The sequence below is a fragment of the Microbacterium galbinum genome (assembly GCF_023101185.1).
In the GTDB taxonomy this organism is placed as follows: Bacteria; Actinomycetota; Actinomycetes; order Actinomycetales; family Microbacteriaceae; genus Microbacterium; species Microbacterium galbinum.
In genome coordinates this window covers 2,784,714-2,803,442 of the sequence record NZ_CP078077.1, presented here as the reverse complement: position 1 = coordinate 2,803,442, position 18,729 = coordinate 2,784,714, and the positions used below count along the sequence as shown (strand labels likewise).

The following is an 18,729-nucleotide window of genomic DNA, read 5'->3' as shown; positions in this document are numbered from 1 at the left end:
CGAACGAGTCGGGATCAGCCCGTCGTCGCGCCTTCGGCGGCGGACCGCACGAGGCGTGAGTACTTGGCAAGAACGCCACGGGTATAGCGCGGGGGAAGCGGCTCCCAGCCAGAGCGGCGGGAGGCGAGCTCCGCCTCGTCGACGAGTAGGTCGAGAGAGCGAGCTGCGATATCGACCCGTATCAGATCACCATCGCGCACGAAGGCGATAGGACCTGCGTCCACCGCTTCGGGTGCTATGTGGCCGATGCACAGGCCGGTTGTGCCGCCTGAGAATCGTCCGTCCGTCAAGAGTAGTACATCTTTTCCGAGTCCCGCGCCCTTGATGGCCGCGGTGATCGCGAGCATCTCGCGCATGCCTGGCCCGCCCTTCGGGCCCTCGTAGCGGATCACCACGACGTCGCCGGCGTTGATCTCGCCGTTCGCCAGAGCATCCATCGCTCCGCGCTCGCGCTCGAACACGCGCGCCGGGCCCTCGAACACGTCGGCGTCGAAGCCTGCGGACTTCACGACCGCTCCCTCAGGAGCGAACGAGCCGTGCAGGATCGTGATGCCGCCGGACGCGTGGATGGGGTTGTCGAACGTGTGGATGACGTCGCCGTCGACGGGATCGGGGTTGAGGTCGCGCAGGTTCTCGGCGACCGTCTTGCCGGTGACCGTGAGTGCGTCGCCGTGGATCAGGCCCTCGTCGAGCATCGCCTTCATGATCACGGGGATGCCGCCGTGGCGGTCGACGTCGTTCATCACGTACTTGCCGAAGGGCTTCATGTCGGCGACGTGAGGCGTCTTGCTGCCGATGCGGTTGAAGTCGTGCAGGCTCAGGTCGATCTCGGCCTCGCGAGCGATCGCCAGCAGGTGCAGCACGACGTTGGTCGAACCGCCGAGCGCCATCGCGAGGGCGATCGCGTTCTCGAACGACTCCTTCGTCAGGATGTCCTTCGTGGTGATCCCCTGGCGCAGCAGGTTGACGACGGCCTCGCCGGAGCGGTGGGCGAAGTAGTCACGGCGACGGTCGGCCGAGGGCGGCGCCGCGGAGCCGGGAAGGCTGAGCCCCAGGGCCTCGGCCACCGAGGCCATCGTGTTGGCGGTGTACATGCCGCCGCAGGCACCCTCTCCGGGAGCGAAGGCGCACTCGATGCGCTTCAGGTCCTCCTCCGTCATGCGACCCGCACGACAGGCGCCGACGCCCTCGAAGGAGTCGATGATCGTGATGTCCTTCTCGGTGCCGTCGGAGAGCTTCACCCATCCCGGCGCGATAGAGCCGGCGTAGAGGAACACGCTCGACAGCCCCAGGCGCGCACTCGCCATGAGCATGCCGGGGATGGACTTGTCGCAGCCTGCGAGCAGCACGGTTCCGTCGAGGCGCTCGGCCATGATGACCGTCTCGACCGAGTCGGCGATGACCTCGCGCGAGACGAGCGAGAAGTGCATGCCCTCGTGGCCCATCGAGATGCCGTCGGAGACGGAGATCGTGCCGAACTGCAGCGGGTAGCCGCCGCCCGAGTGCACGCCCTCCTTCGCACCCTGCGCGAGCCGGTCGAGACTCAGGTTGCAGGGCGTGATCTCGTTCCAGCTCGAGGCGATGCCGATCTGGGGCTTATCCCAGTCCTCGTCGCCCATGCCGACGGCACGCAGCATGCCTCGTGAGGTGGTGGCTTCGATGCCGTCGGTGACGACACGACTGCGGGGCTTGATGTCGATGGACGCGCTGGCAGGATCGTGCGGAGACATGCAGGCAGTCTATTCCTGCCCGGCGGCCCGCTCGTCCGCCAGCGCGCTGAGAAGGCGTGCGACATCGACGGGTCCGTCGACGCGCAGCGCCGCGGCGCTCTCCCCCGGGCCGACGCGCACGCCGAGATCGCCCGGCTGCAGCACGCGCATGGCGTCTTCATCGGTGACGTCGTCGCCGGCGAAGAGGATGCCGGTGGCGTGGAAGCGCTCGCGGAGCACTGCGATCGCGGCGTCCTTGCCCTCCGTCCGCGACGAGAACTCGAGCACGCGATGGCCCGCGCGACGGCGCCAGTGCGGGAACCGCTCGGCGGCGAGCGCGTCGATCTCGGCGAAGAGCTTCTCCTCGGTCTCCCGATCCGCCCGTCGCGTGTGCACGCCCATGCCGAAGGTCTTCGGCTCGAACTCGGCGCCTTCGTAGCGGTCGATGATCGGACGAGCGGCCGCCCAGAGTTCCTCTCGGGCACCCTCCTCGGTGGCGTCGCCGGTCGGTGCGGCCTCGCCCTCGCCGGGGAACCAGTACTGCGCGCCGTGCGATCCCGCGAGGGCGACCGGCGAGTCGTCCTCGTGCTCGGTGATGATGCGGAGGTCGTGCAGGCTGCGCCCGGAGACGAACGAGACGATCGTGTCGGGCAGGGCCGTCAGACGACGGATCTGTTCCACGGTCTCCGGCAGCGCGCGGGCCGCCATGGGATCGGGCACGAGCGGCGAGGCGACGCCGTCGAAGTCGAGAGCGACGACGAGACGCTCGGTACGCGCGAGCGCGCTCAGTTCGGGCGAGGGGGTTCCGGGGATCCAGGGGCTGGTCATGGGTGTCTCCAGTCGTGGGGGCGGGAAGATGCGGGGCGGCTCAACGGCGTGCGTCGTCGAGCGCGGAGAGGAACGACGACGACCAGGCGTCCACATCGTTCTCGAGCACACGGCGGCGGAGCGAGCGCATGCGCTTGCCCTGTTCGGCCGGTGTCATCTCGACCGCGGTCATGATCGCTGCCTTGACGCCCTCGATGTCGTGCGGGTTGACGCGCACCGCCTGGCGGAGTTCGTCGGCGGCGCCCGTGAACTCGCTGAGGACGAGCACTCCCCGGTTGTCGACGCGCGTGGCGACGTACTCCTTCGCGACCAGGTTCATGCCGTCGCGCAGAGCGGTGACGAGCATGACATCGGCCGCGAGGTACAGTGCGACCATCTCCTCGCGGGGATACCCCTGGTGCAGATAGCGGATCGCGGTGTGACCCATCGTGTCGTTGTCGCCGTTGATGCGCCCGACGGCCAGCTCGATCTCGTCGCGCAGATGCACGTAGGCGTCGACGCGCTCGCGGCTGGGGCTCGCGACCTGCACGAGCGTCACGTCGTCGACGCTCAGACGCCCCTCGGCGAGGAGCTCGCCGTAGGCCTTGATCCGGTGACGGATGCCCTTGGTGTAGTCGAGGCGATCGACGCCCAGCAGGATGCGCTTCGGGTTGCCGAGGCTCGCACGGATCTCCGCGGCTCTGGCCTGGACGGCGGGGTTCGCAGCGAGATCCAGGTAGGGAGCGGTGTCGATCGAGATCGGGAAGGCGCGGGCGACGGCCGTCCGGATCGAGCCGTCGTCCTGCGGGACGGCGATGTTCGCGCCCTTGACCTCGTAACGCAGGCGGCGCCGCACGGCGGTGAGGAAGTAGGTGGCGTCCTGCGCGCGCTGGAACCCGATCACGTCGGCTCCGAGCAGGCCCTGCAGCACCTGGTCGCGCCAGGGCAGCTGCGCATAGAGGCCGTGCGCGGGGAAGGGGATGTGGTGGAAGTACCCGATCGTGACGTCCGGGCGGAGCTCACGCACCATCTGCGGAACGAGCTGCAGCTGGTAGTCGTGCACCCACACCGTGCCGTCTTCCGCGACCGCGGCGGCCGCCGCCTCGGCGAAGCGCCGGTTGACGGTGACATAGGCGTCCCACCACTCGCGGTGGAACTGCGGGGGCGCGATGACGTCGTGGTACAGCGGCCAGATGGTGTCGTTGGCGAAGCCCTCGTAGTACTCCGCGACCTCCTGCGCACTCAAGGACACCGGGATGAGGTGGATGCCGTCGGCCTCGAAGGGGTCGCGCTCGACGTCGGGCTGGCCGACCCAGCCGACCCACGCGCCGTGGGTGCTGCGCATCATCGGCTCGAGAGCCGCGACGAGTCCGCCGGGCGACGTGCGCCAGGTCTCCTCCCCGTCGGGGCCTTCGACCCGATCGACGGGAAGACGGTTGGCGACGACGACGAACTCTGCAGCTGCCAAGATGGCTCCTCACACCAGGGGGTACCCCCAGGCTATCGAGGTTCGCGGCCCCGGTTCACCGCGTCACGCCGCGACGACCACGTTCCGCGCATGCGTGCGGCTGAGCACCCAGTTGACGAGACCCGCTGCGAACGCGACCCCGGCCGCGACGATCGGCAGCACGAGCGCCGCCGAGGTGCCGACGTTCTCGGCGAGCTCACCGGCGACGGCCGCACCGATCGACTGGCCGACGACGATCCCCGAGCCGAGCATCGTCATGACCGTCGCCGAGCGTCCGAGCGGGCTGCGCGCGGCGCCGAAGCTGTACTGCGTCACGAGCGTCGGGCCGATGCCGACCCCCATGATGCCGAGAGCGAGCATCATCATCGCGGGAGAATCCACGACGCCCAGCAGGAGCGAGCCCGCGAAGAGGATGCCCGAGAACACCAGCCACCGGGCGCGGAGCGAGAAGCGGACCGGAAGCCACGCGACACCGAGCGCCAGAACGGCCGAGCCGACGCCCATCACACCGTAGAGCAGACCCGCCTGTTCGGAGGCGCCCCGGTCCGCCATGAACGACGTCAGCGAGGTGAGCATGGTGCCGAAGAACATGCCGACGCCGAGGATGCCGATCACGACGATGACGAGCTGCGGGCGGAAGAGTTCCGACACCGCCGAGGGCGCTGCCCCGTCGGCCCCGCGCACGGCGGCGACGTGTCGACCGCTCGGGTGGAGGGCGAACGCACCGACGAAGACGATCGTCAGGACCGCCGCGCCCACGAGAGGAGCCCACGGCGCGATCAGCGACGCGAGGATGCCGACGATGAACGGTCCGAAGACGAACACCGTCTCGTCGGCGGCGGACTCGTAGGCCATGGTGCCCGAGACCGTGCGAGCCCGGCGGGTCTCCGGCATCCGCTCGCTGATCATCGTGACCAGCCGCGCACGCGACAGCGGCGAGACCTGCGGGGCCGTCGCTCCGATGCCGGCTGCGGCCAGGAGAACGAGGCCGTCGACCGCGTCGCCGTAGACGACGAGGGTGAACACGACCATCATCGTGCCGTTCGCGATGGCGAGCATCAGCAGCACGGTCCGCTGTCCGTAGCGATCCGCGGCGGCGCCGAGGAGCGGGCCGAAGCACGCGGTGCCGAGGCCGACCGCGGCGGAGGTGAGCCCGCCGAGCGACAGCGATCCGCGCGCCGAGACGACGACGGTCAGCACGCCGACGACCATCATCGCGAAGGGCAGTCTCGCGATGAAGGCGATGAGGAAGTAGGGGAAGCCGGCGAGACGGAAGAGGCTCGGCTCGGTGGAGGTGTGTGTCTGGGTCATGGCTCTCGCGCGCCCGCGGACGCGGTGGTCGGGTGCCGCCGCTGTCCGTCGGAGTGCCGACGGCCGGTAGATACACGGTTCTACGGTCGCGGACGAGCCGCGACTGACACCCATGATAGCGAGTGCCGATCCGAAGGGGCTGTATGCCCGGCATCCGGCGTTCGTGTCAATCCCCCGCCCCGACCGGGAGTCGGGCGGTAGCGTAGGGGCATGCGCTATCTGTTCAGCACGGGCCTGTTCGGAGCGATCACCACCGGTGTCTCGCTCCTCCGCGGCACCCGCGAGTCCCCCGTCACCTGGCGCGCCGCGCTCGCCTGGATCAGCTGGGCCATCACCTTCGCCCTCGCGATCGGCGCCGTGCGCGACACCCGCCGCTTCGACCGCGGTCTCGAGGTCGCCCTGGATTCGCCCCTCGCCCCCGCGCAGGCGAAGCGCGCGAACCGCGACGAGAAGCAGGCGCAGAAGGCGGCGGCGCAGAAGCGCCGCCGCTCCTCCTGAGTCCGCGCGTCACCGGGTGAGGATCAGCGCCTCGCCCTGACCGCCACCGCCGCAGAGGCCGACGGCCGCCGTGCCGGAGCCGCGACGCGCCAGTTCGTGCGCCAGGTGCACGACGAGGCGATTACCCGATGCGCCGATCGGATGCCCGATCGCGATCCCTCCCCCGTGGATGTTGACGAGCGCGGGATCCAGGCCGAGTTCGACCTGCGAACGCGCGACCACGGCGCCGAACGCCTCGTTGATCTCGACCAGATCGAGATCGGACGGTGAGATCCCCTGCTTCTCGCACGCGCGTTCGATCGCGCGCGCCGGCTGCGCCTGAAGGGAGTTGTCGGGACCAGCGGTCTGGCCGCTCGCGCCGACCGTCACGAGGACGGGCCATCCTTTCTCCGCGGCGAGCGCCCGCGTCGTGACGACGACGGCGGAGGCTCCGTCGGAGATCTGCGAGGAGTTGCCCGCTGTGATCGTGCCCCCTTCCGCGAAGGCGGCACGGAGTCCTGCGAGCGACTCCACCGTCGTGTCGGGGCGGATTCCCTCGTCGGCGGTGACGATCAGGGGTTCCCCGCGGCGCTGAGGCACCGAGACCGTGACGATCTCGTCGTCGAACACGCCCGCAGCCTGGGCGGCCGCCGCACGCTGATGCGAGAGCGCGGCGACGGTGTCCTGAGCCTCGCGCGTGAGTTCGTATCGGGCGTTGTGCCGTTCGGTGGATGCTCCCATGCTCTCCCGGTCATAGGCGTCGGTGAGCCCGTCGTAGGCCATGTGGTCGAGCACCTCGACACTGCCGTAGGTCCATCCGTCACGTGACCCCATGAGCAGGTGCGGGGCGCGGGTCATCGACTCCATGCCGGCCGCGACGACCACCTCGGCATCTCCCGTGCGGATCATGCGGGCGGCGTCGATGATCGCGGTGAGGCCCGAGAGGCACACCTTGTTGACGGTGTGCGCGGGCACGTCCCAGCCGATGCCCGCCCCGATGGCCGCCTGACGCGCGGCGTTCTGCCCGGATCCCGCCGAGAGGACCTGCCCGACGATGACGGCGTCGATGTCCTCCGGGGGGATGGATGCCTGCTCGAGCGCACCGCGGATCGCGAAGGCGCCCAGCTGCGGGGCCGTGAAGGCCGCGAGCTGACCCTTGAGACGACCCTGCGGGGTGCGGGCGGCGGAGACGATGACGATATCGGTGTCGTGCATGTCCTTCAGCCTCTCAGACCGGCGAGCGCGGGCGACAGTGTCAGCGGGGGCTCGGTGGCGGCGATAACCTCGTCGGCGGTGACTCCGGGAGCCGTCTCGACGAGCACGAGGCCGGCCTCGGTCACATCGATCACGGCGAGGTCGGTGATGATGCGGTCGACCACCCCCCGACCGGTGAGCGGCAGGGAGCACCGATCGACGATCTTGGCGGATCCGTCCTTCGCGACGTGCTCCATGAGCACGATGACGCGCGCGGCGCCGTGCACGAGGTCCATCGCCCCACCAGGACCCTTGACCATCTTCCCGGGGATCATCCAGTTCGCCAGGTCTCCTGTCGCCGACACCTGCATGGCACCGAGGATCGCGGCGTCGATCTTCCCTCCGCGGATCATGCCGAAACTCGTCGCCGAGTCGAAGAACGCCGATCCCGCGAGCACGGTGACCGTCTCCTTACCCGCGTTGATGAGATCGGGGTCGACGGCATCCTCCGTCGGGTACGGGCCGACGCCGAGGATGCCGTTCTCGGACTGCAGCACCACGGTGACGCCCGCCGGTACGAAGTTCGGGACGAGGGTGGGAAGCCCGATGCCGAGGTTCACGTACGAGCCGTCCTCGAGCTCGGCGGCGGCGCGGGCGGCCATCTGGTCTCGAGTGAGCGCCATGTCAGGCTCCTTCCGTGGCGACGGTGCGTCGCTCGATGCGCTTGGGGATGTCGGGTCCGACCTCGACGACGCGGTGCACGTACACGCCGGGCAGGTGCACCCTGTCCGGGTCGAGTTCGCCCGGTTCGACGAGGTGTTCGACCTGCGCGATGCAGATACGGCCCGCCATAGCGGCGAGCGGGTTGAAGTTGCGTGCGGCCTTGGTGAAGACGAGATTGCCGTGGCGGTCTCCGACGGCAGCGTGCACGAGGGCGAAGTCGGTGGTGATCGCCTCCTCCATGACGTATTCGCGGGCGTCGTCCCCCTCGCCGAAGGTGCGCACGTCCTTGGCGGGCGAGGCGACGGCGATCGTGCCGTCGGGAGCGTATCTGCGCGGCAGACCACCTTCGGCCACCTGCGTGCCGACGCCCGTCTGGGTGAAGAAGGCGGCGATCCCCGACCCGCCGGCACGCAGCTTCTCAGCGAGGGTTCCCTGCGGGGTGAGCTCGAGCTCGAGTTCACCAGTGAGGAACTGACGCTCGAACTCCTTGTTCTCGCCCACGTACGACGACGTCATCTTGCGGATGCGGTGCGCCCCGAGCAGGATGCCGAGACCCCAGTCGTCCACGCCGCAGTTGTTGCTGACGACACTCAGGTCCGTCGTCCCCTGGGCGAGCAGAGCTTCGATGAGGGCGATGGGGTTCCCGGAGAGGCCGAACCCGCCGACGGCGAGGGACGCTCCGTCGGGGATGTCGGCGACCGCCTCCGCGGCAGAGGGCCAGTGCTTGTCGATCACGCGTACTCCTTCGAACGGGCGTTCGTTCCAGCTTGACGGTCGCGCGGTGGGAGCGACAGCGGATGCTTGCGATGTGGACGTTTCGCCGAGTAGCGTCCACATTATGGAACGAGCGCCGACGAGCGTACCGGGAGCGCAGGCCATCGCACGGGCGGCCGGACTCCTCCGCCTCGTCTCGGGCGGGCGCCCCGATGGGATGGCACTCCAGGAGCTCGCCCACGCCGCCGACCTGTCGAGGTCGACGACGCATCGCCTGCTCAGCGCGCTCCGCGCCGAGGGACTCGTCGATCGCGACGACACGACCGCCCGCTGGATGCCCGGGCCCGAGCTGTACCTCATGGGCAACGCCGCAGCCGCGCGCTACGACGTCACCGCTCTCGCGCGCGACATCGTGCGGTCGCTCGCCGTCAAGACCGAGGAGAGCGCCTTCTTCTCGGTACGACGAGCCGATGAGACCGTATGCCTCCTCCGTGAGGAAGGCGCCTTCCCGATCCGCTCGTTCGTGCTCAGCGAGGGCGTGCGCTTCCCCCTCGGCGTGGCGAGCGCGGGCCTCGCGATCCTGGCGTTCCTTCCCGACCACGATGTGGATGCGTATCTCGGTCGACATCCGGAGCTCGCGTCGACGTGGGGCCGCCCGCATGCGCAGAAGCCGCTGCGTGCGCGCCTCGCCGAGACGAAGGAACGCGGCTTCGCGGTCAATCCCGGCCTCATAGTGGAGGGCAGCTGGGGCATCGGCGCGGCCGTGTTCGATCGCCACGGCCGTCCGGAGTGGGCTCTGAGCCTGACGGGCGTGGAGTTCCGCTTCGGCCCTGATCGCCTCGCGCACCTCGGCCGCACGCTGCTCGCTCACGCCCACGAACTCTCAGCGAGGATCGCGGGCGCTCGCCACTGACACCCATTACATACCATCGGGTATATACTCATTGGTATGCAACGTGCGGAAGTGATCCCCTCCATCGTGCTCTCTGCGTATGCGCTCGGCCGCATCGCCGCGCAGGATGCCGGCAACGAGGCACCCGCCGCCCAGTGGCGGGTGCTCAGCCTGCTCGGCCGACAGGGCGCCTCGCGAGTCGGCGAACTCGCCGCAGCCGCTCGCACCACGCAACCGGGAATGACCCGCCTGATCGGCGCGCTCGAGCGCGACGGACTGGTGCGCCGCTCCCCCGACCCCGCCGACTCCCGCGCGGTGGTCGTCGAGGCGACGGACGCCGGAGCCGGTGCTCTCGCCGCCTGGCGCGATGAGTTCCGCGACACGCTCGCGCCGCGGTTTCACGCGCTCGACGACGCCGACTGGGCGATTCTGACCCGTGCGGCCGAGATCCTCGCCGCGCACACCGACCCCACCGACCGAAAGGACTCCTCGCAGTGAACACGACCGCCACCCCCTCCGTCTGGAAGCAACCCGCGCAGGTGTGGGCCGTCGCCTTCGCCTGCGTCGTCGCGTTCATGGGCATCGGACTGGTCGACCCCATCCTCCCGGCGATCGCGGAGTCCCTGCAGGCCTCGCCCGTCGAGACCGAACTCCTCTTCACGAGCTATCTGCTCGTCACGGGCCTCGCGATGCTCGTCACGAGCTGGATCTCGAGCCGGATCGGCGCGAAGGCGACTCTCCTCATCGGACTCGCGCTCATCGTCGCGTTCGCCCTACTCTGCGCCCTCAGCGGCAGCGTCGACGCCGTCATCGGCTTCCGCGCCGGGTGGGGCCTCGGCAACGCGCTCTTCATCTCCACCGCTCTCGCCACGATCGTCGGCGCGGCGTCCGGCGGCAGCAGTGCAGCGATCATCCTCTACGAGGCGGCACTGGGTCTCGGCATCGCGATCGGTCCGCTCCTGGGCGGGCTCCTCGGCGAGATGAGCTGGCGCGGACCCTTCTTCGGCGTCGTCGCCCTCATGGCGATCGCGTTCGTCGCGGTCCTCGTGCTGCTGCGCGGCCCCGCCGAGAAGCGCACTCCGGTGCCGTTCTCCGCCCCCTTCACCGCGCTCCGCCGCCCGGCGCTCGCGATCCTCGCCGTCGCCGCGCTGTTCTACAACATCGGCTTCTTCGTGCTCCTCGCCTTCTCGCCCTTCCCTCTCGGCTTCGGCGCACTCGGCATCGGCTTCACGTTCTTCGGCTGGGGCGTCGCGCTCGCGATCACGAGCGTCTGGGTCGCTCCGCTCGTCATGCGCCGGATGCCGCGGACCCGCATCATCGTGACCGTGCTGCCCCTGCTGGCGGTCGATCTCGTCGCGGCCGGCTTCCTCGCCGGCGACCCTGCGGCCCTCGTCGTGTGCATCATCATCGGCGGCCTCCTGCTCGGCATCATGAACACCGTGCTCACCGAGGCGGTCATGGAGGCCACCGACCTTCCCCGCTCGGTCGCCTCGTCGTCGTACTCGGCGGTGCGCTTCCTCGGCGGGGCGATGGCCCCTCCCCTCGCCGCACTGCTGTGGCACTCGTTCAACGTGACGGTCCCGTACCTGTTCGCCGCAGCATCCGTCCTGATCGCCGCTCTCACGGTCTTCCTGGGACGGCGTGCTCTCGCCCACATCGACTCGCACGGTGCGGTTCCCGCCGCCGAAGACGCCCAGGCGATCCTCGTCGGAGACGCCGCCTGATCATCCGCCCGGGAGCGTCGCGCCACCGCGATCGCTGCGACACTCCCGGGGGTGCGGTCTCGATTTCGCACCGCGTCGATCCCCTGGTAATGTAATTCCTCGGTCGGGGTCATCCCGGACCACGCACCTCTAGCTCAATCGGCAGAGCAACTGACTCTTAATCAGTGGGTTCTGGGTTCAAGTCCCAGGGGGTGCACGGAATAAGCCTCAGAGATCTCGCCATCTCCGAGGCTTTTTCTATGTCCTTGCCGGCCTCCTGAATCGCGACACAGCGCGAAAACAGTGCGTGTCCCAATTGGCAACGTCGGTATCCCACGGGAAGATGAACTCATGCAGTGGCGCTCCCGACGATCTGATCCAGCTGAATTGGCCGTCCTTCACACCGGTATTCCCGCATGGATGCTTCGTCCGCTGATCTTGTGGGCCACTGCCGTGATGGGTTTGCGGAGAACGAATCACGGCACGATCGACGGCGGGTACTCCGCTGATCCTGAGCTTCTGCAGGAGTTCGAGACCGCGACGAGGCGCTCACGATCCTTGCTGCTGAACCTTCGACAGTCCGGCGTGACGGGTGTCCAAGAGGCCATGGGCGCCGAGGAGTTCCTGGACTTCGTCGACTTTCTCTTATTCCATACAGAGCGACTCGGGTGGCAAGCCAATGAGTTCAAAGGTGCTCTAGAGGACTTGCTGCGCGACGCTGGTTCGGAGTGGGCGGTCGGTAGAAGAGACGGTCACGTCTCACTAGAGAAACGGGTACCCGAGGGCGTCGCGCTTGCTGCCGAAGAAACGATCGCGAACTCTGGCGACGCGGGCGCGCTGTTGGCGGAGGCGTGGCATGCCGCGTTCGGCAGGTCACCTGATCCCGAGGAGGCCTACGAGAAGGCGATCAAAGCGGTCGAGGAGGCGGGCACCGACAAGGTTTCACCCAAGAACAACAAGGCAACGCTTGGGTCGATGGTGCGCGACATGAAGGCGCAGAAGGACTGGGCCATCGCGTTCGGCCCGTCGCACGGCAACGTCGCTGTCCAGATGGCCGAGGCGCTGTGGGTCGATCAGGAGAGCAGACATGGAGGGAACGGCTACCGCAAGCCGACCCAGGCCGAAGCCGAGGCTGCCGTGTTGCTCGCGGTACCGCTGGTCCAGTGGTTCTCGTCTGACGCGCTCGCTCGCCGCTCCTAGATCGCACGCCTGAGCGGGGTGACCGTTCCGGCGTCCGCCTCCGCCGCCGTCATGATGTCGTCCAGAATGTCCACGTTCGGCTTGGCTTCGAGCAGGTGGCCGTAGACGTCTACCGTCGTCTGGTAGCTCGCGTGCCCCATCCATCGGCTGACCTCGTAGATCGTCTACTGAGCACCCTTGCCGATCATCGAGATCATGACCGTGGCGTAGTGGTGGCGGAGGTCGCGCCACCGGACGCCGACCAGCCACAGTTCCTTCAGCGCCGGCTTGAAGTAGTAGCGGATGGCCGAGCCGACGTCGAACTGTCGCTTGTAGTCCAGCCCGCGCGGGTCGCCGCCGCTCCCGGGGACTCGCCCTGGCCACAGAGCGGCACTGGGGTTGCCCCGGTACGACTGCTTGGCGAGAGGGGCCACGAGTTCGTCGCGTAGCGCTCGGGGCAGAGGCGTAGAGCACCGCCCCGCCGCCGTCTTGGGCGCGTCCGACTTCCATCCGCCCTTCACTCGGCGTACCGACCGCTCGACCCGGACCTTGCTCGCGACCGTGCCCATGCTCGTGACGTCGGCCACGGTGAGCGCTGCTAGCTCGGCCCTCGCGGAGGCCAATGTGCGCGGCGAACCGCACCAACAGCCCGTAGGGAGCGTGGCTGTCGAGTAGGCGGGCAAGCTGGGCGACATGCCCCGGCTGCAACGGGGACTCGCGCCGCTTCTCGACCTTCACGCGGGGCTTCTTGACGGCCTCGCACGGGTTCGCTGTGATCAGGCCGTACCGGTGCGCGTATTTGAAGACGGCGTTGATCGCTGTCCAAGCTCCGTGGCTGGTGCTCGCGGAGAGCTTCTTCTTCGCCCGAGCGGAGTGCTGATCTCGCCTGTCCTTCAACCTAGCCTTGACCTCAATGCTCGTGATGGTGTTGATGCGCCGGTCTCCGGACCTCGGGTAGATGTGCACGCGGTAAGCGATGTCGTAGCCGTCGCGTGTCGTGTCCTTGCGGTTTCGCAGATATCTACATCCGCGAAATCCTCAGCCGGGAGGCGACCCGCATCCTTAAGGGTGCCGCTGTCGGTCTCCCTGAGTACCCCGTCGCCCTCGGCATCCTCGGCGGCATCCCGGCGCTCCGACCGAATGTCTGAGGTTGATGATTGATTACTAGCTATGGAGAGGAGGAAGCTGGAGATGACTACTTCGATACGATCGACGGTTCGCCACGCAGCCGCGCCGATGCCCAACGCATGTCGATGGTGCGGAAAGAATGATCGAGAGCACAGCACAGAGTGGGTGGCTTCGGTTGGCTTCCATAGGTGGTCTACCCCTACGCCCCAACAGCGTCGCGCCCGTATGCTCGCGCGTCGCTCTCTTAGTACTCGGCGCGTCTAATCAGCTCAGAAAAGAGGGCATGGAGTGGCTCGGGAACGTCTCCAGCGGAGTGCAGGCCGACCGCTAGTTTGCTAAGAATCTCCGGTTTGCCACTGACCTCGACAGAGCTGTTTTCTCGGACCATCTTCTCAACGAGTGAGCTGAACTTGCCTGCCCGATGCGCCGCAAAATCGTCGTCCGACCATGGCTGTTCATCCACTCGAGGCCACTCGCGGTTTGCGCATGCAGCCCACTGAGCGTCTGAGAAGCAGTCTTCTAGTTCCCTTGTGCCTACCGTCATCACGTGATCTTGAAGGCTCAGATCGTGCCTGCTCAGAGAGGCTTCCGAAAAGACCTTCAGGTCGCGCGAATCTTCATCTACGACAAGAACAACGTCGCGGCCATGATGGTGGAGATACTGAGCGAATCGCAACGCACCGTCGTTGTTGTCGCACGGCCAAACCGCGATTCCGCAGGCTTGTAGGTGTCGACCTGTTGCCAGCTTGAAGAGCACTGGAAGTGCCCGACTCTCGGTCGCTCCTTCAACTCCAACGAAGAGGCGCTCATGTAGAAGCACGGTGTTCCGGAGTCCGAGCGACGCTGCAATAGAACCGAGATGCGAACCGACCTCTGAATCGTCGGTTACCTGATCCGCGGTGGTGCGACTGTTGACATGACGAAGGTGAACGATGCTCGCGATGTCGACACCGTCGATGAGGTTCATAGAGTGGGTGGCTACAACGACCCTAACGTTCTCTATCTCAGACTGCGCCTTCAAGAGCTTCATGAATCCGCGCTGGTGACTGTAGTCAAGGTGCGTATCCGGCTCGTCGTAGAGCAGAACAACATCGGTGTCGGAGCCGCTTAGCAAGTCGGCATTGAACTCCCACACAGCTAGGGCAATTCGCCGTGTTCGCCCCGCGCCTGACTGGCCTAAGTGGACTGCTTCGCCCCGTTGGTTCGTCGCACTGACTTCGATTGACTTTAGGCCGCTGTCCAGACGCACAGACGGGTGAATCGCAATCTCGCCGATGTCTTCGCAAGTCTTCTTGAGGTGCTGTCTCAGAGATTCGGCGTCGTCCGCGACGCGTTCTTGCAACGTGCGTGTGATGGTGTCCAGATCGCCCTTGATTTCCTCGTCCTGTGTGTGGCTTGCGTACGACGTCTTCAGCGTCGCAAGGATGGCGTCTTCGGGGTCCTGCGTCGACGTCGCATCGAACCGCTGCACTCGGGGGAGTAACCGCTTGATCTCGGCTGCAGCTGAGACCCACTGCTCAACCTTCTCTGCATCAGGCAGCAGTGAGCTAAGCCTGTCGATCAGGTCTGCCTTCAGGCCCTGGTCACTCATACCGAGGCCCTGCAGGCGGAACCTCAGAGTCTTGACGTCCTGCGCGTTGAGATCTTGCAGGCGCTCGTCCACCGGCACTGCCGACAGCACCTCCAACGCGGTGCCCTTTTCGTTGTAGATGCGTCGAAGCCGAGCGGTGGCACCTCCATCGAAATACTGTTGCTCTTCCGGACGAAGCTTGAACTCTCCCTCAACGACAGTCTCACTAACACGTGTGAGTTGGCCGTCTGGGCCAGTCTTGTCGTAGGTGCGATCACGGTCTGACAATTTGACGGCGTCTAGAAGAAACGCGATGGCCTCAATCGCTGCACTCTTCCCAGCATCATTGTGACCCGCCAGGACGGTGGGTGACCCAACAGGGACGCGCAAAGGTCCGTCGATAGATCGGAACCCGCTGATAGTCACTGCCTCGAGAATCATTTTGCCCCCGCGTCTTTGCCAGATGTGTTGATGCTGACTGTATCGGTTCGCACGCAATGATGGCCCTCCACGCCGCGAGCGGGGAGTTCTTGAGACGGCTCGGACATACGACTGAGGGCTGAGCTTGTTCTCGACGAGCTGAGTTATGCGTCGCTGTACCTGAGCCTCAAGGTCAGGACGCCCGGGCCCCTACGGTGGGGAGGGTCCGGGCGTTCTCTCGTGGCAAATGGGCGCTCGCGGGCGGGCGGCTCCGCGAGGCCGGATCAGCGCGAAAACAGGCCGCCGCTCCTCCCGGACATCCCCGGTCGTTATCCCGCGACCCGTGTGTTTCGGGGCTTTCCGGTCAGATCGGGGGACGACGGGGACCCAGGCCCAAGCTCTCTGAATCAGTGGGTTCTGGGTTCAAGTCCCAGGGGGTGCACGGATCAGCCTCGTTGACTCTCGCCAGTCTTTGGGGCTTTTCTGCTTCTCGGGCACCTCTTCTCGGCCGCGTCGCCGCACGGTCATGCCCCGATCGAGACCCTCGGCACGGGCGACTACGCTGGTGGCGTGACCGCCATCCCCCGCGCATCCGACTTCCGCAGCGATCTCGAACTCGCCCTGCGTCTGGCCGACGCGGCCGATGCGCAGTCGCTCCCCCGGTTCGACGCCGCCGATCTGCAGATCTCGACCAAGGCCGACAACTCCCACGTCACCGATGCCGACCTCGCGACCGAACGCGCGATCCGCGACATCCTCGCGACCGAGCGCCCGGAGGACGGCATCTTCGGCGAGGAGTTCGGCGCCGAAGGCGACACTCACCGCCAGTGGATCATCGATCCGATCGACGGCACCGCCAACTTCCTGCGCGGTGTGCCGCTCTGGGGCACGATGATCGCCCTCGCCGTCGACGGCGTTCCGCAGGTCGGCGTCGTCAGCATGCCCGCGCTCGGCCGACGCTGGTGGGCCTCGCCCGAGGAGGGTGCCTGGACGGCGACGGAGAACGAGCCGCGCCGACTGCACGTCTCCTCCGTCTCGTCGCTCGACGACGCCAGCGTCAGCTTCCAGAGCATCGCGCAGTGGGCGGATGCCGGACGCATCGACACTCTCATCGCGCTCGCGGACCGGGTGTGGCGCGACCGCGCCTACGGTGACGTCTTCTCGTACATGCTCCTGGCCGAGGGACGCCTCGACATGGTCGCCGAGTTCGACGTCAAGGAGTACGACATCGCGGCCGCAGTGCCGATCGTCCGCGAGGCGGGCGGCACGATGACCGACTACGCGGGGGCCGAGACGATCTCGACGCGCTCGACACTCGCCACCAACGGCATCCTGCACGACGCCTTCCTCACCTTCCTGCATCCCTGATCTCCCGAGGCCCGCGATGATCCCTCCCCGCATCGTTTCCATCACCGCCGGAGCAGCGTTCCTCCTCGCCGCTCTGACGGCGTGCTCCGCCCCTGGCGAGACCGCCCCGACCCCGACGACCGATCCCGCGACGTCGGCGCCGCAGGCGAGCGTCGAGCCGGCCGCGACGCCGGACCCCGACCCCACCTCCGGAGCGCTCACGTGCGAGTCGATGATCTCGCCCGGCACGGTCGCCGCGCTCACCGAAGCGGGGTGGACGGCCGAGACCAAGGACTTCGTCATCGGCGACACAACCATTTCGGAGGACGAGGGCCTCCTCTGCTTCTGGGGCGACTACGCCGTCGCCTCCGATCACGGCCAGCTGTACGGTTGGGCCGAGCTGAGCGCGGGCGCGGCGAGCGATGCGCAGACGTCGCTCCTGGCCGCGGGGTGGCATCGCGAAGACGGTCCCGAGGGCGTGTACATCACCGAGGATCCGCAGTACGCGATGGGCACCGACGACGACGGGTACGGCATGACCTACCTGTTCGGCGATGGGTGGGTGAAGCTCGCCGACACCAAGCAGGGCCTCCTCCTCATCGAAGGCGCCGGTTGAGGGGACTCCATTGCGGATGCCGGGCAGCCGGGAGACAATCGGCCCATGAGCGAACGCAACGACGAAGCGAACACCGCCGCGATGCTCGACCGGATCGCCACCCGATTTCCCGACGTTCCGCGGGAGAGCATCGAGCACATCGCCCACGAGGAGCACGAACGCCTCAGCGGCGGGCGCATCCAGGATTACGTGCCGGTTCTCGTCGAGAAGGAGACCGTCGAGCGTCTGCGGACCGGAGCCATCCCCGTGCAGACGCCGATCCCCGAGGAGTCCTGAGCCCGTCGAAGCTTACGCGATCGGTACACGGACGTCGCCGCCCGCCTCCTCGGTGAGACGCGCTCCCATCTGCACGAACGTCGGCTCGGCGATGAAACCGCCGGCGAACAGCGCCTGACCCTGCGCGAAGGTCTGCGCACGACGGATGGCGTCCTCCGAGGCGAACCCGAACACTTCGGCGAGTTCGGCGAGATCGCGTGGAGCGTTGACGCGCATCAGCCCGAGGTTGTCGCACTGCGACAGCACGTTCGGGTGGATCTTCGTGGGGCGCTGTGTCGACAGGAAGAGCCACAGCCCGAACTTCCGCCCCTCCGCGGCGATCTGCACGAGGCGTGCCGTCAACTCCCGTTCCACGGCCGTCGTCGGCTCCGGAACGCAGAGGTTATGAGCCTCGTCGATCACTATCAGCAGCGGTCGGCGCTCTTCCCGACGCGCCCAGAGATCCTCCAGAACGGCCAGGGCGGCGACGCCGGGTTCGGCCGGATGATCGAAGCCTCCGAGGTCGAGGACCGTCGCCCTCGGGCGCTCGCTGATCACGTCGACGACGGATGCCGCACCACGCGACCACAGCTCCCACTCGAGCACTTGGAGGTTCTCCATGCGATTCGCGAGTCGCACCTTCACCGCCTCCCCGCTCTCGCGGAGGCCGCGGATCATCTCCGCCGAATCGAACTGCCCGGACGACACCTGCGTGTGCAGCAGCGCGTTGTACTCCTCGGCATCCGCGATCGGATCGATGCGCAGCACAGCGGCCTTGGCCGCCGGCGAGAGGTCCACGTAGCGCACCCGTAGGCGCTCGCCCTCCGCACGGCCGGAGCGGAACACACGGACATCGAGATCGCCCAGTCGGCGCGCCGCTGCGTCATCGGTGCCGGGGCGGATCTCACGCAACCGCACGAAATCCGCGTTGGGATCGAAGACCAGCACGGGGAGCTCCGTGTGCAGGAGCAGCTGCTCGAGCACCACGCCCAGCGCGTACGTCTTGCCGCTGCCGCTCTGGCCGCACCAGAAGGTGTGCCGGTTGAATCGTCGTGGGTCGAGCTGCACCGGCTCGGCACCCTCGATCGTCGCTCCGATGACGAACTCTCCCATGACTGCCCCTCTCGGTCGCTCCCAGAGTGCACCATGGACCCCTCGTGCGGAAGGCCTGCACGGCATCACATCCGCGCGAAAAGGGCAAGGGAGCAGACAGAGA

At 67.5% G+C, this 18,729-nt stretch carries 19 protein-coding genes and 1 tRNA gene; 9 read left to right on the top strand and 11 right to left on the bottom strand.

Translation table 11 applies throughout. From position 1 onward, the window contains the following. Nucleotides 1-14 precede the first annotated feature (14 nt). The 4 genes from ilvD to KV396_RS13510 all read right to left on the bottom strand — a co-directional run bounded on the left by ilvD (nucleotide 15) and on the right by KV396_RS13510 (nucleotide 5,295). Nucleotides 15-1,730, bottom strand: a complete 1,716-nt coding sequence (gene ilvD, locus KV396_RS13525) for a dihydroxy-acid dehydratase (RefSeq protein ID WP_247956034.1) — start codon at nucleotides 1,728-1,730, stop codon at nucleotides 15-17. Nucleotides 1,731-1,739: 9 nt separating this feature from the next. Further along, entirely contained in the window at nucleotides 1,740-2,537 is a 798-nt protein-coding gene (gene otsB, locus KV396_RS13520; RefSeq protein WP_247956033.1) for a trehalose-phosphatase, read from the bottom strand. A gap of 40 nt (nucleotides 2,538-2,577) precedes the next feature. After that, complete coding sequence (locus KV396_RS13515; RefSeq protein ID WP_247622671.1) at nucleotides 2,578-3,984, bottom strand: alpha,alpha-trehalose-phosphate synthase (UDP-forming); 1,407 nt, start codon at nucleotides 3,982-3,984, stop codon at nucleotides 2,578-2,580. A gap of 63 nt (nucleotides 3,985-4,047) precedes the next feature. Beyond that, entirely contained in the window at nucleotides 4,048-5,295 is a 1,248-nt protein-coding gene (locus KV396_RS13510) for an MFS transporter (protein ID WP_247956032.1), read from the bottom strand. Nucleotides 5,296-5,505: 210 nt separating this feature from the next. Here KV396_RS13510 and KV396_RS13505 point away from each other — a divergent pair, with 210 nt between their 5' ends. After that, on the top strand, nucleotides 5,506-5,793 hold the full coding sequence (locus KV396_RS13505) for a hypothetical protein (RefSeq protein ID WP_247956031.1): 288 nt from the start codon (nucleotides 5,506-5,508) through the stop codon (nucleotides 5,791-5,793). 9 nt (nucleotides 5,794-5,802) lie between these two features. Here the strand turns inward: KV396_RS13505 and KV396_RS13500 are convergent, their stop codons facing one another. From KV396_RS13500 to KV396_RS13490, 3 genes are read right to left on the bottom strand one after another with little or no spacing between them, the layout of a single operon-like run. Next, nucleotides 5,803-6,987 carry an acetyl-CoA C-acetyltransferase gene (locus tag KV396_RS13500; RefSeq protein WP_247956030.1) on the bottom strand — a complete coding sequence of 395 codons (1,185 nt, stop codon included), beginning with the start codon at nucleotides 6,985-6,987 and terminating at the stop codon, nucleotides 5,803-5,805. Nucleotides 6,988-6,992: 5 nt separating this feature from the next. Further along, nucleotides 6,993-7,649 carry a 3-oxoacid CoA-transferase subunit B gene (locus tag KV396_RS13495; RefSeq protein ID WP_247956029.1) on the bottom strand — a complete coding sequence of 219 codons (657 nt, stop codon included), beginning with the start codon at nucleotides 7,647-7,649 and terminating at the stop codon, nucleotides 6,993-6,995. 1 nt (nucleotide 7,650) lies between these two features. Then, nucleotides 7,651-8,424 (bottom strand): CoA transferase subunit A, encoded by a 774-nt coding sequence (locus tag KV396_RS13490; RefSeq protein WP_247956028.1) that lies wholly within the window; start codon nucleotides 8,422-8,424, stop codon nucleotides 7,651-7,653. 103 nt (nucleotides 8,425-8,527) lie between these two features. On the opposite strand from KV396_RS13490, the gene KV396_RS13485 reads away from it, so the two are divergent. From KV396_RS13485 to KV396_RS13465, 5 genes are all read left to right on the top strand, one after another. Then, nucleotides 8,528-9,316 (top strand): IclR family transcriptional regulator, encoded by a 789-nt coding sequence (locus KV396_RS13485; protein ID WP_247956027.1) that lies wholly within the window; start codon nucleotides 8,528-8,530, stop codon nucleotides 9,314-9,316. Nucleotides 9,317-9,352: 36 nt separating this feature from the next. Then, nucleotides 9,353-9,793 carry a MarR family winged helix-turn-helix transcriptional regulator gene (locus KV396_RS13480; RefSeq protein WP_247956026.1) on the top strand — a complete coding sequence of 147 codons (441 nt, stop codon included), beginning with the start codon at nucleotides 9,353-9,355 and terminating at the stop codon, nucleotides 9,791-9,793. After that, the gene (locus KV396_RS13475) at nucleotides 9,790-11,019 is read left to right on the top strand and encodes an MFS transporter (RefSeq protein ID WP_247956025.1); all 1,230 of its coding nucleotides are present in this window, start codon (nucleotides 9,790-9,792) and stop codon (nucleotides 11,017-11,019) included. The genes KV396_RS13480 and KV396_RS13475 overlap by 4 nt, the downstream gene beginning before the upstream one ends. Before the next feature lie 123 nt (nucleotides 11,020-11,142). Beyond that, nucleotides 11,143-11,215: transfer RNA gene (locus tag KV396_RS13470), tRNA-Lys, on the top strand. A gap of 134 nt (nucleotides 11,216-11,349) precedes the next feature. Then, nucleotides 11,350-12,198 carry a hypothetical protein gene (locus KV396_RS13465; RefSeq protein WP_247956024.1) on the top strand — a complete coding sequence of 283 codons (849 nt, stop codon included), beginning with the start codon at nucleotides 11,350-11,352 and terminating at the stop codon, nucleotides 12,196-12,198. Here KV396_RS13465 and KV396_RS13460 read toward each other — a convergent pair. The 3 genes from KV396_RS13460 to KV396_RS13450 all read right to left on the bottom strand — a co-directional run bounded on the left by KV396_RS13460 (nucleotide 12,195) and on the right by KV396_RS13450 (nucleotide 15,316). Beyond that, entirely contained in the window at nucleotides 12,195-12,338 is a 144-nt protein-coding gene (locus KV396_RS13460; protein WP_247956023.1) for a hypothetical protein, read from the bottom strand. The two genes, KV396_RS13465 and KV396_RS13460, sit on opposite strands and share 4 nt — an antisense overlap. Nucleotides 12,339-12,362: 24 nt before the next feature. Then, nucleotides 12,363-12,764, bottom strand: a complete 402-nt coding sequence (locus tag KV396_RS13455; protein ID WP_247956022.1) for a hypothetical protein — start codon at nucleotides 12,762-12,764, stop codon at nucleotides 12,363-12,365. A gap of 785 nt (nucleotides 12,765-13,549) precedes the next feature. Then, entirely contained in the window at nucleotides 13,550-15,316 is a 1,767-nt protein-coding gene (locus tag KV396_RS13450) for an ATP-dependent nuclease (RefSeq protein ID WP_247956021.1), read from the bottom strand. Nucleotides 15,317-15,865: 549 nt separating this feature from the next. Between KV396_RS13450 and KV396_RS13445 the strand changes: the two genes are divergently transcribed. From KV396_RS13445 to KV396_RS13435, 3 genes are read left to right on the top strand one after another with little or no spacing between them, the layout of a single operon-like run. After that, nucleotides 15,866-16,663 carry an inositol monophosphatase family protein gene (locus KV396_RS13445; protein ID WP_247622685.1) on the top strand — a complete coding sequence of 266 codons (798 nt, stop codon included), beginning with the start codon at nucleotides 15,866-15,868 and terminating at the stop codon, nucleotides 16,661-16,663. Between the two features lie 16 nt (nucleotides 16,664-16,679). After that, entirely contained in the window at nucleotides 16,680-17,258 is a 579-nt protein-coding gene (locus KV396_RS13440; protein ID WP_247956020.1) for a hypothetical protein, read from the top strand. Nucleotides 17,259-17,303: 45 nt separating this feature from the next. Further along, nucleotides 17,304-17,534, top strand: a complete 231-nt coding sequence (locus KV396_RS13435) for a three-helix bundle dimerization domain-containing protein (protein ID WP_247632363.1) — start codon at nucleotides 17,304-17,306, stop codon at nucleotides 17,532-17,534. A 12-nt stretch (nucleotides 17,535-17,546) separates the two neighbouring features. Here the strand turns inward: KV396_RS13435 and KV396_RS13430 are convergent, their stop codons facing one another. After that, complete coding sequence (locus KV396_RS13430; protein ID WP_247956019.1) at nucleotides 17,547-18,626, bottom strand: ATP-binding protein; 1,080 nt, start codon at nucleotides 18,624-18,626, stop codon at nucleotides 17,547-17,549. Nucleotides 18,627-18,729: the final 103 nt, after the last annotated feature.

Coding starts and splice junctions, on each gene's coding strand:
- ilvD (WP_247956034.1), bottom strand. CDS start 1,730: ATGTCTCCGCACGATCCTGCCAGCGCGTCCATCGACATCAAGCCCCGC.
- otsB (WP_247956033.1), bottom strand. CDS start 2,537: ATGACCAGCCCCTGGATCCCCGGAACCCCCTCGCCCGAACTGAGCGCG.
- KV396_RS13510 (WP_247956032.1), bottom strand. CDS start 5,295: ATGACCCAGACACACACCTCCACCGAGCCGAGCCTCTTCCGTCTCGCC.
- KV396_RS13505 (WP_247956031.1), top strand. CDS start 5,506: ATGCGCTATCTGTTCAGCACGGGCCTGTTCGGAGCGATCACCACCGGT.
- KV396_RS13500 (WP_247956030.1), bottom strand. CDS start 6,987: ATGCACGACACCGATATCGTCATCGTCTCCGCCGCCCGCACCCCGCAG.
- KV396_RS13495 (WP_247956029.1), bottom strand. CDS start 7,649: ATGGCGCTCACTCGAGACCAGATGGCCGCCCGCGCCGCCGCCGAGCTC.
- KV396_RS13485 (WP_247956027.1), top strand. CDS start 8,528: ATGGAACGAGCGCCGACGAGCGTACCGGGAGCGCAGGCCATCGCACGG.
- KV396_RS13480 (WP_247956026.1), top strand. CDS start 9,353: ATGCAACGTGCGGAAGTGATCCCCTCCATCGTGCTCTCTGCGTATGCG.
- KV396_RS13465 (WP_247956024.1), top strand. CDS start 11,350: ATGCAGTGGCGCTCCCGACGATCTGATCCAGCTGAATTGGCCGTCCTT.
- KV396_RS13460 (WP_247956023.1), bottom strand. CDS start 12,338: ATGGGGCACGCGAGCTACCAGACGACGGTAGACGTCTACGGCCACCTG.
- KV396_RS13450 (WP_247956021.1), bottom strand. CDS start 15,316: ATGATTCTCGAGGCAGTGACTATCAGCGGGTTCCGATCTATCGACGGA.
- KV396_RS13440 (WP_247956020.1), top strand. CDS start 16,680: ATGATCCCTCCCCGCATCGTTTCCATCACCGCCGGAGCAGCGTTCCTC.
- KV396_RS13435 (WP_247632363.1), top strand. CDS start 17,304: ATGAGCGAACGCAACGACGAAGCGAACACCGCCGCGATGCTCGACCGG.
- KV396_RS13430 (WP_247956019.1), bottom strand. CDS start 18,626: ATGGGAGAGTTCGTCATCGGAGCGACGATCGAGGGTGCCGAGCCGGTG.